The organism is Marixanthomonas ophiurae, from assembly GCF_003413745.1.
Lineage (GTDB): Bacteria > Bacteroidota > Bacteroidia > Flavobacteriales > Flavobacteriaceae > Marixanthomonas > Marixanthomonas ophiurae.
On record NZ_QVID01000001.1, the window covers coordinates 1,465,488 to 1,480,734 of the forward strand.

Here is a 15,247-nt window from a genome sequence, read left to right on the forward strand (position 1 = left end):
TTTAAACCTATTTTTTATTTTGAGTTCATTCTATGCTTTTTCCCAGTTAGAATATGACGCAACCCTTCCTTCAATTCAAAAGTGTTCTGAAAATATTTCTATTAACGATTCAGTTGCAAACATTAATTTCCCTGATAATGTGAGAAATATTGGGTTGCTTAACAATAAAATGAAGGTAGAAAAGATTGAACTAATACCCTCACCAGAAAATAAACAGTTGTATGGGGTTGAGGCAGATCATTATTTTTACGGTAGTAGAGCTGTTTTTGGATATAAAATGATTTTATATTCTAATGAGTATTTGCCTTGGTTTTCAAATAATGAAAAGGTTTACACTACTACAGAAGCATATACGTTGATAGTAAATAAAAATTCTGTTGTTTTAGGGATACTTAAAACGTTCGATGATTTTTATATGAAAGAAGAAGAGTATCTAAAATCATTCTTTTGCGATAATTATATACTTGTAGTAAAATCATTTGATAATTCTTACGACGTCAATATTCAAGGCAAAGATTCGGAAGTGAGCTATACTTATGCAGTGGTAGAACTTACAGAAAAAGGAAAATTAATTGTTTTATCTGAAGAGAAAGGCAAGAAAATAGGAGAAAAATGTCTTTCTCAGTATGATGAATTTAAAGGAAAGTTTTAAGAAATAAATATGAAGAATTTAAAAACTCCTCTTATTGTAGCTACTATCCTGTTCGCTTTATTTTTATTCATAATTATTTTTCATAGATTAACCTCTGAAGATAAGACCTTAAAAAAAAGTTTAGAAATTAATCTCTATATAAATGATGTAGTAGATTATAGAGGATTTCTATGGTTAAATGATAGTATTGTTATTTCAAAAAATTGCCCTAACATTAAAATACCTAATAATACGATTGGAAATATAACAGCACCTTTTCAAATAATAAAAAAAAGGAATAATGATACAATTAAAATAGTTCAAAATTATAATACATCTTATTTCTTATTAATAGAATAATAGTTTTAATAACACTCCAAATTAGAACTTAAGGGAACCCCCGTTTAAAAATAACATGCGTATTATTCAATAAATCGATACACTTAGGTTTAAGCTAATAGATAAAAATACTTATAACCCAAAGGATCCTACTGTTAAGAATTTTTTCTGTGATTTAATTATTAACAAAGAAGTGAAAGAATAAAAGATTTGCAGAAGATAGATCCTTTTGAATGGAGATTGACAATTATATGTAGCTAAAATGATTAATAGTTATAACTTTTTTGGGCTGTTATAAATTTCTGCTAACTGAATTTACCATCCCCCAGAAGCACCGCCACCGCCGAATCCACCGCCACCGAAGCCGCCACCAAATCCACCGCCGCCGCTAAAGCCGCCACCCGAACTTCCACCGCCAAATCCGCCGGTGCGTCCCATGCTACTTAAGATAATTACATCTAACAAGCTACTACCACTTCTTCGGCCACCGCTACCACCACGACCGCCTTTTTTAGAACTTAGTGCGATAATAATAATGATGAAAATGATAACGATAAATACAAAATTTCCACCGCCACCACTAGATTTTTTGTTGAAGTCTCGATCCTCTTTAAATTCGCCGTTTAGGGCTGCAAAAATAGCATCGGCTCCTTGGTCTAAACCCAAATAGAAATTTCCTTTTTTAAATTCGGGGACCATAATGCGATTAATGATGCGCTCAGCCATTAAATCGGTAATACGATATTCGATGCCGTAGCCTGTGTTTATGTCTATTTTACGATCATCTTTGGCGAGTATGATTAGAATCCCATTGTCTTCATCTTTTTGACCAATGCCCCATTTTTGTCCCCATTTGGCTCCTAAAAATGAAATGTCCTCTCCTTTTGTGGTGCCTATAACTGCTACTACAATCTGTGTTGATGTAGAATCGGCATACCGAAGTAATTTATTTTCAAGATTTTTCTTCTGAGAGGGATTCAGTAGATTAATATAATCATACACTGAAGTCTGATCTGATTGTTTGGTAGGTTTTGGAGGAATATCATATTGCGCAATACTTGTTTCAGAAAAAAACAAGAATCCTATTAAAAGTAAAAGAAGATTATATTTCTGAAATAGTTTGGGCATACACCTGAGTAAATTTATTAGTTTATCCTACTGAAATATCATCAGGCAATTCGTTTTTATCATCTTTTTGATAAGGAAAGTGTTTTTTAAGCTGCTCGCCGGCCATTAAAATACCGTCAACTAAGCCTTGTTCCATATTGCCTTCCTTAAATTGACTGATAATGGTGTCTTTGGTACTTTCCCAGAAATCGGGTGCCACAACATCATTTATACCACTGTCGCCTAAAATTACAAGTGTGCGGTCTTCTACAGCAACATAAATAAGTACACCATTGCTTTGCTTGGTGTTGTTCATATGCAACATATCAAAAACTTCGGCAGCGCGTTCAAAAGGATCAATCTCGCTGTGTGCTTCTAAGTGAATACGAACTTCACCTGAGGTGTTTTTTTCGGCTGTGCGAATGGCTTCAATAATATCGCCTTCGGCATCGGCGGAAAGGAAATCTTCTACTTTAGACATATAAAAAAGGGATTGTTAGCTATTAAAATCAAATTCTACTTCGGGTGCATTTTCACTTCCAGCGTCTGCTTCAAAATATATTTTGCGTTCAAAACCTAAGATGCTTGCTGCAATAGTTGTGGGAAATTGTCGCACTTCCGAATTAAAAATACGAGCCTGATCATTAAAACGATTCCGTTCTACGTTTATTCGATTTTCGGTACGTTCCAGCTCGTTGATGAGTTCTTTAAAGTTTTCATTTGCTTTTAGGTCTGGGTATCGTTCAAACGTAGCCAATAATCTGGAAAGGGCAGAAGTTAAACCGGACTGAGCTTGTTGAAATTGTGCCAATTGTTCTGGCGTAATATTGGAAGGATCGATAGTAACCGAAGTTGCTTTGCTTCTAGCTTCAATAACCTGCGTTAATGTTTGTTGTTCAAACTCTGCGTAGCCTTTTGCGGTTTTTACAATATTAGGAATCAAGTCTGCTCGGCGTTGGTATGAGCTTTCTACGTTTGCCCATTGTGCTGTAACGTTTTCATCCATAGGCACAAGCCTATTGTTAACGTTTACAAACCAAAATCCACCAATTGCCACAAGGGCAACGATTATTATTACGGGGATGAGCCATTTTTTCATAATTTATATTTTAAAGTTGGTCTTTTATTTTAAGCAATTCTGCTTTTACTGTTTCTAATTTACGGATAATTTCGAAACGGCTTAATGTTTTTTGTTTGTTCTCTTTTAGATGGGTTTTGGCACCTTCGAGAGTAAATCCGCGCTCTTTAACCAAATGATAGATAAACTCTAAGTTTTTTATATCTTCTTGAGTAAATTTACGGTTTCCTTTTGCGTTTTTTTTTGGTTTTAAAACATCAAATTCCTTTTCCCAAAAACGAATAAGAGAAGTATTTACGTCAAAAGCTTCGGCGACTTCACCTATGCTATAATATCTTTTTTCAGGTAAGTCAATGTGCATAGTTGCCTAATAATCTAATTTAAATCCGTTGAAATATTAAAGGTATAAAATTACTACTTCTTAATCTAATGATTGGTTTTCTTGCTGTGCTTGTTTTTGCATTTCTGCAAATTCTTCAGGTGTCAAGTTTCCGTAGTAAAAGTTAATAGGGTTAATACGTTCGTCATCTTTAAAAACTTCGTAATGAAGGTGTGGAGCTTCAGAGCGCCCCGTGCTTCCTACAAAACCTATTAAATCACCTCTTTGTACTTTCTGTCCTTTTCTAACATTGTATTTATAAAGATGGGCATACAGACTTACGTAGCCATAACCATGATCTATTCGAATGTGATTACCATAACCAGTGGCAGTGTTATCGGCACGACTTATTACTCCATCACCAGATGCATAGACAGGTGTGCCTCTAGGCGAGGTAAAGTCCATTCCGTAATGAAACTTTCGGGCTTTGGTAAAGGGGTCGGTACGGTACCCATAACCTGAAGCCATACGGGTAAGATCCTCATTTTTTACAGGTTGAATGGCAGGAATAGCAGCCAGTAACTTTTCTTTTTCTTCGGCAAGTTGGGATACTTCGTCCAAAGATCGGGATTGAACCACAATTTGTTTGGTCAATATATCTAGTCGTTCGCTGGTATTGACTATTAATTTTGAATTGTCAAACCCTTCTAAGTTTTTATAGCGGTTTATTCCACCAAATCCAGCTTTTCGCTGCTCTTCTGGAATCGGGTTAGCTTCAAAATAAACACGATAGAGATTGTTGTCACGTTCGGCAACTTCAGAAAGTACATTCTCTGCTTCGGACATTTTTTTGTTCAGCAGCTCGTATTGCAACTCCATATTAGCCAACTCTCGCTTTAAAGTTTTCTCTTTGGGTGTTTCTACATACGGTAAATTTATATACACCAAAAACACCAAAAAACCCGCCAATAAAGTGCCAAGAAGGCTTAGTAGTACTATACCAAGCTTACGGCCTTTCTTTTTTTCAATTTTACGATAGGAGAGTGTTTCACTATCGTAGTAATATTTAACCTTAGACATACGTTAAAAAATCCTATTTTTGCGGTTGATGGGCAGCGCTAACCATTGGATAACGATTTACAAATATAGAAATTGTTTTGCGTTTTGCCTTAATCACTAATTTTGAATAAAATATAACGCATGAAATCTAAGGAAATACGATCCGCATTTTTTGAATTCTTTAAATCGAAACAACACATAGTTGTTCCTTCAGCCCCTATGGTTATTAAGGATGACCCAACTTTGATGTTTACGAATGCGGGAATGAACCAATTTAAAGAATTTTTCCTCGGAAACAGTGAACCTAAAAATACACGTGTTACCGATACTCAAAAATGCCTTCGCGTAAGCGGGAAGCACAATGACCTGGAAGAAGTGGGGATGGATACCTATCACCATACTATGTTTGAAATGGTTGGGAATTGGAGCTTTGGCGATTATTTTAAAGAAGAAGCTATTGCTTGGTCTTGGGAATTATTAACGGATGTTTTTAAAATAGATAAGGACAAACTCTACGTAACTATTTTTGAAGGTGACAAATCTGAAGGATTAGATAGAGATACTGAAGCCTACAACTTTTGGAAACAACATATAGCGGAAGACCGTATTTTAAACGGAAATAAGAATGATAATTTCTGGGAAATGGGCGAGCAAGGTCCATGTGGTCCTTGTAGTGAAATACACGTTGATATTCGTTCTGATGAAGAAAAAGCGAAAGTATCTGGAGCCGAGTTAGTGAATGCAGATCACCCGCAAGTGGTAGAAATCTGGAACTTGGTTTTTATGCAATATAACCGAAAAGCTAATGGTAGTCTTGAAAAACTACCTGCTCAGCACGTAGATACAGGAATGGGTTTTGAGCGCTTATGTATGGTGCTTCAAGAAAAACAGAGTAATTACGACACCGATGTGTTTACACCGTTAATTCGCGAAATAGAAGCCATTACTAACACCAAATATGGTAAAGATGAAGAAAAAGATATAGCCATTCGAGTTATTTCAGATCACGTTCGTGCCGTTGCTTTTTCTATTGCAGACGGGCAATTACCTTCCAATACAGGAGCAGGCTATGTGATACGTCGTATTTTGAGGCGTGCCATTCGGTATGGCTTTACGTTTTTAGATAAAAAAGAACCGTTTATCTATAAATTAACAGATACATTGGTGAAACAAATGGGCGACACATTCCCAGAGCTCGTTTCAGAAAAAAACTTAATAATCAATGTAATTCGTGAAGAAGAACAATCTTTTCTACGTACGCTAGATCAAGGATTAGTCTTACTAGAGAATGTAATTTCAAGTGCTTCTAGTAAAACCATTTCAGGTAAAAAAGCTTTCGAATTATATGACACCTACGGTTTTCCTATCGATTTAACTGCCTTAATTTTAAGAGAGCGTGGGTACAATTTAAATGAAAAAGAGTTCGAATCTGAATTGAAAAAACAAAAAGATCGTTCTAGAGCTGCTACAAAAGTGGAAACTGGCGATTGGGTGGTTTTACATGAAGATGATGTAGAAGAGTTTGTAGGCTATGACACCTTGGAAACACAAGTGAAAATAACACGCTACCGAAAGGTGGAAAGTAAAAAAGAAGGCGAATTGTATCAATTGGTTTTCAACTTGACACCTTTCTACGCAGAAGGCGGTGGCCAAATAGGAGACAAAGGTTACTTGGAAGCGTCTGACGGTGAAGTTGTTTATATTATTGATACTAAGAAAGAAAACAATTTGATTATCCATTTTGCTAAAAACTTGCCTCGAAATCCTGAGTCAAGCTTTAAAGCAGTGGTAAATACACAACATCGATCTAATACTGCTTCTAACCATACCGCAACGCACTTATTGCATCAAGGACTGCGTAATGTATTAGGAGATCACGTAGCACAAAAGGGTTCTTTGGTGCACAATAAATACCTTCGTTTTGATTTTTCACATTTCAGTAAAGTAAGTGACGAAGAGCTGAAGCAAGTAGAAGACTTTGTAAATGCACGCATTCACGAAAATCTTGCTTTACAAGAACAACGAGGAATACCGTATCAGCAAGCCATAGATGAAGGGGCAGTAGCCTTGTTTGGTGAAAAGTATGGTGATGCGGTACGTACCATCCGTTTTGGAAACTCCATGGAACTTTGTGGTGGAACGCACGTACCTAACACGGGAAATATTTGGCATTTTATCATTACTTCGGAAAGTTCTGTTGCTAGTGGAATTAGAAGAATAGAAGCCATTACGGGCGAATTTGCTAAAAATTATTTCATCGACAGAAGTAATGAATATGCGGAGATAAAGAAGACATTGAACGCTCAAAACCCTGTTAAGGCAGTAAGTAATTTACAAGAAGAAAATGCTACGCTGCAAAAACAGATTCAGGAGTTGTTAAAAGATAAAGCCAAAAATTTAAAAGGCGAACTAAAAAACGAACTTGAAACCGTAAATGGTATTAATTTTTTAGCCAAAGAAGTAGATTTAGATGCTTCCGGAATGAAAGATTTAGCCTTTGAAATGGGTGGCGAGATAGATAACCTCTTTATTTTATTTGGATCCAAACAAAACGGAAAAGCGTTGCTTACGTGTTACATTTCAAAAGAATTAGCAGCTGATAAAGACTTAAACGCAGGACAAATAGTACGCGAACTTGGAAAACACATTCAAGGTGGCGGTGGTGGACAGCCGTTTTTCGCAACTGCTGGCGGTAAAAATCCTGAAGGTATAAACGAAGCAATAAGCAAAGCAAAAGGCTATATTTCTTAATCTTGAAATTACAAACGCAAATAACATTAACCTCACAACAGAATCAGATAGATTACGAGTCTAAAATTCTGTTGATGGGGTCTTGTTTTACGGAGAACATTGGAGGTAAACTTGACTATTTTAAATTTCAAAATCTTCAAAATCCATTTGGGATTGTATTTCATCCGGTTGCGATTGAAAAGTTAGTGACACGAGCTATTAATGAAGACTTTTTTACCGAAGCAGATGTGTTTCAGCATAATGAGCAGTGGCATTGTTTTGAGGTGCATTCAAAACTTTCAACGAGTGATAAAGATGCTTTTATTTCGAATTTGAATGATAGCTTAAAGAATCTAAAAACCTACCTTGAGCAAGCTTCCCATATCATTTTAACCTTCGGGACAGCTTGGGTCTACCGTTTTATAGAAACTGATACCATTGTAGCCAATTGCCATAAAATTCCGCAGAAAAAGTTTTTAAAAGAACTGCTTTCAGTTGAAGACGTTTCCGCAGCGATTGATAACGCTAGTACGCTCATTAAAACGGTAAACTCAAATGTTACAATTGTTACAACGGTTTCACCTGTGCGGCACATCAAAGATGGTTTTGTAGAAAATATGCAGAGCAAAGCACATTTGCTTTCGGGTTTACACGAAGCTATTTCTGGACAAAAACAAGCTTTTTATTTTCCTTCTTTTGAAATTATGATGGACGAACTGCGCGATTATCGTTTTTATGAAGAAGATATGATTCACCCAAACAATCTCGCAACTTCCATTATTTGGGATCGGTTCAAAGAAGTTTGGATTACTTCAGAAACAGAAACGCTTCAAAAAGAAATTGAAACCATTCACAATGGGCTAAAGCATAGACCTTTTAATCCTTCTAGTGAGGCGCACCAGAAATTTCAGATTAATCTTCAGAAGAAAATAGATACACTTCAAAAGAAATTCCCCTTCATTAAATTTTAGGTAAAAAACACCAATCTAAAATTCTAAATCACTGTAAAATATAAGAATAGGGCATTTGCCGTATTGATTAAAGTTGGGGTATGCAACACCTTTGTAGCATACAATAACCAAAAACCCAACAATTATGAAAACGTTAAAAACTATTTCTTTAATTCTATTTGTAAGCTTATCATTATTGGCGTGTAAAAGCGATGACGACGGCGGAAGTGACCCTCAAGGTGGTGAAGGCGACTTTACAGCGAAAGTTGACGGCAGTTCTTTTGAAGGTTTAACAGGAACTGTCAAGGCTGTTGTTACCGATAATGGAGCTGGCCAGTCACTTGCAGTTAGTGGCGGAACTAGTAAGTCTGAAAATCTACAGATGATTATTCAAGGTTTTGATGGTGAAGGCACCTACCAATTAAACTTTACGAGCATAGGCACCTATAGTTACCTGCCAGATCCAAATAACCCAGATCCTAATACCGTAGTTGTTTTTACTACAGTTGGGGATGCTCAAGGTAATTATGGTGAGTTAAAAGTGTCAAGTTTTGACGGCGAAACAATAAAAGGGACCTTCAACTTTACAGGTTACAATTTGGATGATATTAATGACACTGTTGGTGTAAGCGATGGAGCTTTTAACATAAAAGTTTCGGATCAATAAAAAAGGAGTTAGAAAATCTCAGATGTTGAGGTTTTTACGTGGAGCCGGGAGCGAGACAACAGTCTTACTTCCGGTTTTTTATTCCCGCTAAGACGGGAATCTTTTTTGAATTTCATTTCACCTCGGAAAATCTAATACAATAGAATAACAAGATTCCTGCCTTCTAAGGAGATTAAATACGACAATTGCCCTATTGAAAACAAAGTAGTTACGTAGCATCTTTGATGTATTCAATTAATTAAAACCACGATTATGAAAACTTCAAAAAAATTAAAGCTACTCTTATCTATCTATTTGTTAGGTGCAGTAGTAGTAACTGCGCAACGTGCAGAAGCACCAGATTTTAGATACGATACTGGAGCAAAAATCAACGAAATGACCCTCACGCAAGGTGGAACTATGGTTGTAGCTACTAATGAGGGCTTAGTAGGAATAAAACCAGGTAGTAATGAACTGTTGTTCAACTTTACTAATTATGGAAGAGTAAAGCCGGAGGAATTAACCTACGTGCCAAACGCACCTTATGTGATTGTTGCCCAAGGAGGGTTTGCTAATCTAACTTCAAAAAAATCGGTGATTGATTATATGTCGGGTAAAACATTGTTCAACACCGAAGATAATGGTTGGAAATTAGCCTACACTTGTGATGTTATGATGCCACAAAATAAATTAGTAGTAAGTGGCCAACGTTCTTCTAAAGAAAAATACGCATTGCAAGTAGCAGTATATGATCTTAACACAGGAAAAGAAGATTATAGATTTAATTTAACCGATCCTAATCGAGTTGGAATTGCTAAAGACTTCAGCGTAACGGGACGTCCATTATTGTTAAAAGACCATTTAATTATTCCTACAGCTCAAGGTTTAGTGGCAAAAAAAGCTAAAACCGGAAAAACGCTTTGGGAAAATAAAATGAAACGTATCAATTGGATGGTTGCCGATGAGTCTGAAAAAGAAATCTACGCTTTTGAGAGTGTGAATAATGGTAGCAACACCAAAATTCATAAAGTAGGAAGTAACGGTGCTCAACTTTGGGAAGATGAACAAAAGGTAAAAGGCAATATAGCTAATTTTGAAATATTACCTAACGGACTTGCTGTAGTTAGCAATAAAAGTGATGGTGGTAACTCTAGTATTTTTTCTGCTAAAAACGAGTCGGAAATAGCCTTTTTAAGCGCTGCCAACGGTGAAGATCTTTGGGACAAAGCACCAAAAACAAAAGGGTATGTTCAGCATTTCTACATTATGGATGATGGAATTCTTTTCGGAATTTATGAAGGCGGTATCAACAAAATTTCATTTGATGGAAAAACACTTTTCAAAAAACCATTGAAGACTGGGGAGAATATTCTAACCATGGCCGACACACCACAGGGATTGATTTATATCACTTCAGAGGACGCTAATATTGTTAATTTGAAAACAGGAGAACAAATTTGGAAAAAACCATTGAAATATAGACGGGCCGATGCCGTAAGTTCAACTTACGACAGTAAAAACTCTCGTTATTTAATAAGCGCCGATGATGAGCTGTTTGCTGTCGATGCCAACTCTGGCGAAGTTTCAACCTTAGCAGAATCTAAATTTGACGGTAAAGAAGACCCAACTCACGTTGAGGTGCGTGACGGTGGAATTTTATTGACAAGTGACCAAAACATGATGTTATTAGATTGGCAAGGCGGTAAAAGCTGGCACGAGTATTACCGAGCACCAGGAAAAAGTGCTTTTGGGGCAATCATTGCTGGTGTAACTGCAGTAGCAACGGCTACAACCGCAGTAGCGGCTTACAATGCAGCCAATCAAAATCGTAATAAATTGGGCAGATATACTGACAGAGGTGAGCGTTATGCAGATTTAGGCGGTGGAATGGCCATGGCAAGTGGTGCTTCAGTAGCTGAAATGTTGAAGCGTTTTAAAGCAACAGCCGCCACTAAAAACAATCAATTTGTATTAACAAAACTTGATGATGGGGTTGGGTTAGTGAAACTAAACAAGGACTCTGGGTCTAAGGAAAAAGAAATTGTTTTAAAAGATAAAAAACCAGAATACCAAGTAGATGATATTGCGGGGATATTGTATTACAAAGCTGATAATAATAGCATTTTCGCTTACGATTTGACCAAATAAATCAATTAGCCGAGTTAGTTTCAGGCCTAACCTGAATGAGGAGCAGGTAAAGCCAATTATGAAACCCCATCTTTTTTAGATTGGGGTTTTGTTTTTTATTGAAATAGGGCAATTGCCGTATGGTTTCAGAAATACCTTCTATATAACTTTATAAAAATCAAAATCTACATGCTTTCAGTTGCTTTCATATTGGCTTTTACCGTTTTATTGATAGGTATTGTACTTGTGTTCTATTTCAGAAACAAACAACTTAAAAGTGTACAGCAAGAATATGTAACGCAATTAGAAAATAGGATTGAAAAAAATAAACAACAAATTACTATTCGGCATAAAAACTTGGAAACATATAATTTTTTAATCTACAACTTGGATGACGCATTAATAGTTCAAGAAGATATAAATGTATGTGGTTTCAAACTATAAATTTCGGTAATGCGGCTTCAATATATAAGTGTTTCTATTTCATTTACTTAAAATTAATATCTTTAATTGAGAAAAATTTCGAATATGAAAAAAGCATTGATTCTTATATTTTTGGTTTCTTCAGTACTGTTTTCACAAAACAAGAAAAGTATAGACTCTATTAATAGTATATACACGCAGGGGCTTAATATTCCTGAAGATTCTATTTTACAGTTATATAAGGATAATGCTGAAAACGCCCGGAAAATTTCCTATGAAAAAGGCATTGCTGGAGCGTACTCAAAACTTTCGTTGGCATACTCCTATCAAGGTATTTACGATAAAAGTACCCAATATGGGCTTGAGGCTGTTAAGTTATATGAAAAATTAGGTTTAAATGATCAGGTAGCTTATCGTTATGCTGAAATGGGCTATAGCATGAAATATTCTAATATGGAAAAAGCTCAGGCCTATATGCAAAAAGGAAAATCTGTAGCTGAAGCAAAAAAGCTTGACTCAGTTTTAAAAGACATTTACAATAATTATGGTGTTTTAAAGGAAATTCAAAAACAATTGGATAGTGCACTTTACTTTTATAACAAAGGATTAAAAATTAAAAAAGAACAAAATGATTCTATCGGGATTCCATACAGCATAAGCAATTTGGCAGGTGTCTATGGTTTGCAGAAAAAGTATGGAAAAGCAAAAGAATATTTTAACCAGTCACTTCAAACCCGTTTAAAAATGGAAGATTCCATCGGGGTTGCCGAAAATTATACGCAAATAGGCGAAGTTTTTATGGCGGAAGAAAAATATGACGAAGCCATTCAATATATAAAAAAATCGTTGCCCATTTCAGTTGAAAAAGAGTACCGAAACCTTACTCAATACAATTATAAAACCCTTTCCGACATTTTTAAAAACCAAAATAAAGCAGATTCTGCTTTGTTTTATTTTGAAAAATACCTAGCTGTAAAGGATAGTATTCATAATACAGAAATTCAAAAAAAGATAGCAGAACTATCCATAGAATTTGAAACCGAAAAAAAAGAAAAAGAATTAGCAGAACGTGAACTTGAAATAAAACAAAAAAACACCCTTCTTTATGGAAGTCTCGGTCTTGCTTTTCTATTAGGACTTTTAGGTTATTTGTTTTATAACCAACAGAAACTAAAAAACAGACAACTAAAAAAAGAGAGCGAATTAAAAACTGCCTTGGCAAAAATCGAGACCCAAAATAGGTTGCAAGAACAACGACTTAGAATTTCGCGAGATCTACACGATAACATAGGTGCCCAGCTCACTTTCATTATTTCATCGATAGACAATTTAAAATATGGGCTGAAAGGCGCTACATTAAAAACAAAAGAAAAATTATCATCAATTAGTGCATTTACGTCACAGACCATCTACGAATTACGTGATACTATATGGGCAATGAACAAAGAATCCATCACTTTTGAAGATTTGCAAGCCCGTATTACCAATTTTATTAATAAGGCAAGCAATGCTTCAAATAACGTTGAATTTACATTTTATGTTTCAGAAAACATCCCAGCCAATTATATGTTTACTTCAGTTGTGGGGATGAATATTTACCGCATTATACAAGAAGCGGTGAACAATGCCTTAAAATATGCTGATAGTTCGTCTATTTATGTGGAAATTTCAGAAGAAAGAGATAATTTTTTCATTGAAATTTCAGACGATGGCAAAGGTTTCAACATAACTGAAACAGAACAAGGAAACGGACTCAATAATATGAAAAAACGAGCTCGGGAAATTGATGGTATTCTGGAAATTGTTTCAAAGAAAAATATTGGTTCTAGTGTTATTTTGAAAATTTCTATAAAGCCAACCAGACCATAATAATCAACAGCATTATTATCATTTTATCCGTCACAGTATATCTAGATATATTATTATTTAGGTAAAAAAATCGAATTTAATATTGGCTTTTTTTAAAAGAACAGTAATCCCCCAAAAGAATAAGTTAAACTTCAGCGATTCATCCCTTAGCTCCTTGTTTATCGGTAATTTTGTATTTGAAAAAATTACTCAATTAAAAAAATAAAATGAAAAAGACAATTACTCTATTTTTTACGCTTGTATTTATAATTCAGGCCAATTCCCAAATTTTTAATTCAGGTTTTGAGAATAACAATGGCACTCCTTTATCCGATTTTACAACAATTAATAATGATGGTCTATCCGTGCCCTCTTTCGCACCAGTCCAAGATTTTAATACAGAAGCTTGGATACAGTTTTATGACGGTTACGATAATAAAATTGCATTTAGCACTTCTTGGTACGATCCCGCTGGACAATCTGATGATTGGCTCATTACGCCAGCCATAGAAATTCCAAATGCTGGAGATCCTACGCTGTATTGGAAAGCAAAATCTTATGATTTTGAATTGTTGGAGGACTATGAAGTTCGTGTCTCGACAACAGACAACGAAATGTCAAGCTTTACAGATGTACTTTTGAATGTAGATGGAGAGCAGCCCTTTGACTATAACTCTAGATCTTTAGATCTATCTGCGTACAAAGGACAAACTATTTATGTAGCATATGTAAATACCACTTTTGATGGTTTTTATTTAGCGTTGGATGATTTGTATATAAGTGAATCTGCAAATTGTGCTTTACCAGATGTAACTGGGGTTACAAGTAGTGATCTTACTGAAAACAGTTTTACAGTTTCTTGGACAGCAACTGCAGATATAACAATGTATGATACAGGACTTACAACATTTACAGAGTCTGTTTCATCTACAGGAATACAAACCGAACTTACTAAAAGCTATAGTGATTTAACACCAGGAACTCGGTATCAGTTTTTCTTGAAGAATGCTGACTGTGGTTCAGGTTGGGCTACCCCAACTTCAATTTGGACCGCTGCTATTCCGCCGTATTCTTATGATTTTGAATATACCGAAGAAAATTATGGCGAATATGATTCTGATGGATGGTCGTCAAACACATGGATTAACGGAAGCGGTGAAAATGCACAAAATGGTTCGGGTTATGTATATAATAATACGAGTAGCTCTTTTGAAAAGGATGATTGGATTTACTCGTACCCCATTAAATTGGATGAAGGAGAAAAATTAGCGATTCAATATTATTTGCAATTAGGTTCAGAGACTGCCGATCCTGCAACTTTAAAAATTGCAGCTGCTACTGCGCCTGACAAAGATTCTAATATAGCCGAGCTGAACAGTCATACCATTGCTGGCGGAGACTATATAGAATATACCTCAGAGTTTACTGCTTCTGAAGCGGGAGTATATTATTTCGGATTTGGAAACGTAACGCCAATTGTTACTGAAAGTTCAGCATTGCGTTTGGATAATGTGCGTTTTACTTCTGAGCCGCTTTCAGTAGGTGATGCTTCAATTTCAGAAATAACTATTTATCCAAATCCCGTAAAAAATCGCTTGATGATTAATACTGAAAAACCTGTTAATGACATTCAGTTATACACCATTAATGGAAAATTGATAGCAGAACTTGCGAATACAAATGAAATTGACTTTGCTTCATATCCTAAAGGCATGTACTTTGTTAAAGTAAGTACCGAAAATGGAACATCAGTAAAAAAGGTGATTAAATAATTTATCTCAAATTAGTATAGCCTGACTATATCTTAAATTCTTTTAACCTCCAAGGAATATGCTTAAAAGCTATTGTTTGAAGGTTTTTTTATGATACATAAAAAAGTAGACAAGGTTTTACCCACTAACCACTAACCACTAACAATAGGTCAATTGCCCTATTTTATTGATTAAAATAATTACATACTTTTCAGTATCTTTAGTACAACTAACTACCT

At 35.4% G+C, this 15,247-nt stretch carries 14 protein-coding genes; 9 read left to right on the forward strand and 5 right to left on the reverse strand.

Annotation, left to right across the window (positions count from 1 at the left end; genetic code table 11):
• Nucleotides 1–19: 19 nt before the first annotated feature.
• Nucleotides 20–652 (forward strand): hypothetical protein, encoded by a 633-nt coding sequence (locus tag DZ858_RS06695; RefSeq protein WP_117158797.1) that lies wholly within the window; start codon nt 20–22, stop codon nt 650–652.
• A 9-nt stretch (nt 653–661) separates the two neighbouring features.
• Entirely contained in the window at nt 662–991 is a 330-nt protein-coding gene (locus DZ858_RS06700) for a hypothetical protein (RefSeq protein WP_117158798.1), read from the forward strand.
• Between the two features lie 294 nt (nt 992–1,285).
• Here DZ858_RS06700 and DZ858_RS06705 read toward each other — a convergent pair whose 3' ends face one another.
• The 5 genes from DZ858_RS06705 to DZ858_RS06725 are packed head-to-tail and all read right to left on the reverse strand — an operon-like array spanning nt 1,286 to nt 4,554.
• Nucleotides 1,286–2,098 carry a TPM domain-containing protein gene (locus DZ858_RS06705; protein WP_117158799.1) on the reverse strand — a complete coding sequence of 271 codons (813 nt, stop codon included), beginning with the start codon at nt 2,096–2,098 and terminating at the stop codon, nt 1,286–1,288.
• 22 nt (nt 2,099–2,120) lie between these two features.
• A complete protein-coding gene (locus tag DZ858_RS06710; RefSeq protein ID WP_117158800.1) occupies nt 2,121–2,558 on the reverse strand; it encodes a TPM domain-containing protein in 438 nt (145 codons plus the stop codon).
• Between the two features lie 15 nt (nt 2,559–2,573).
• Nucleotides 2,574–3,176 carry a LemA family protein gene (locus tag DZ858_RS06715; protein WP_117158801.1) on the reverse strand — a complete coding sequence of 201 codons (603 nt, stop codon included), beginning with the start codon at nt 3,174–3,176 and terminating at the stop codon, nt 2,574–2,576.
• A 10-nt stretch (nt 3,177–3,186) separates the two neighbouring features.
• On the reverse strand, nt 3,187–3,516 hold the full coding sequence (locus DZ858_RS06720) for a MerR family transcriptional regulator (RefSeq protein ID WP_117158802.1): 330 nt from the start codon (nt 3,514–3,516) through the stop codon (nt 3,187–3,189).
• 60 nt (nt 3,517–3,576) lie between these two features.
• Nucleotides 3,577–4,554, reverse strand: a complete 978-nt coding sequence (locus DZ858_RS06725; protein ID WP_117158803.1) for a M23 family metallopeptidase — start codon at nt 4,552–4,554, stop codon at nt 3,577–3,579.
• Between the two features lie 120 nt (nt 4,555–4,674).
• Between DZ858_RS06725 and alaS the strand changes: the two genes are divergently transcribed.
• From alaS to DZ858_RS06760, 7 genes are all read left to right on the forward strand, one after another.
• Nucleotides 4,675–7,284, forward strand: coding sequence for an alanine--tRNA ligase (alaS, locus tag DZ858_RS06730; protein ID WP_117158804.1), 2,610 nt, complete (start codon nt 4,675–4,677; stop codon nt 7,282–7,284).
• A 2-nt stretch (nt 7,285–7,286) separates the two neighbouring features.
• On the forward strand, nt 7,287–8,234 hold the full coding sequence (locus DZ858_RS06735; protein WP_117158805.1) for a GSCFA domain-containing protein: 948 nt from the start codon (nt 7,287–7,289) through the stop codon (nt 8,232–8,234).
• Between the two features lie 124 nt (nt 8,235–8,358).
• A complete protein-coding gene (locus DZ858_RS06740; RefSeq protein WP_117158806.1) occupies nt 8,359–8,880 on the forward strand; it encodes a DUF6252 family protein in 522 nt (173 codons plus the stop codon).
• Between the two features lie 252 nt (nt 8,881–9,132).
• The gene (locus tag DZ858_RS06745) at nt 9,133–11,007 is read left to right on the forward strand and encodes an outer membrane protein assembly factor BamB family protein (RefSeq protein ID WP_117158807.1); all 1,875 of its coding nucleotides are present in this window, start codon (nt 9,133–9,135) and stop codon (nt 11,005–11,007) included.
• A gap of 168 nt (nt 11,008–11,175) precedes the next feature.
• Complete coding sequence (locus DZ858_RS06750) at nt 11,176–11,430, forward strand: hypothetical protein (protein ID WP_117158808.1); 255 nt, start codon at nt 11,176–11,178, stop codon at nt 11,428–11,430.
• A gap of 84 nt (nt 11,431–11,514) precedes the next feature.
• A complete protein-coding gene (locus DZ858_RS06755; RefSeq protein WP_117158809.1) occupies nt 11,515–13,278 on the forward strand; it encodes a tetratricopeptide repeat-containing sensor histidine kinase in 1,764 nt (587 codons plus the stop codon).
• Nucleotides 13,279–13,484: 206 nt separating this feature from the next.
• Entirely contained in the window at nt 13,485–15,029 is a 1,545-nt protein-coding gene (locus tag DZ858_RS06760; RefSeq protein ID WP_117158810.1) for a T9SS-dependent choice-of-anchor J family protein, read from the forward strand.
• Nucleotides 15,030–15,247: the final 218 nt, after the last annotated feature.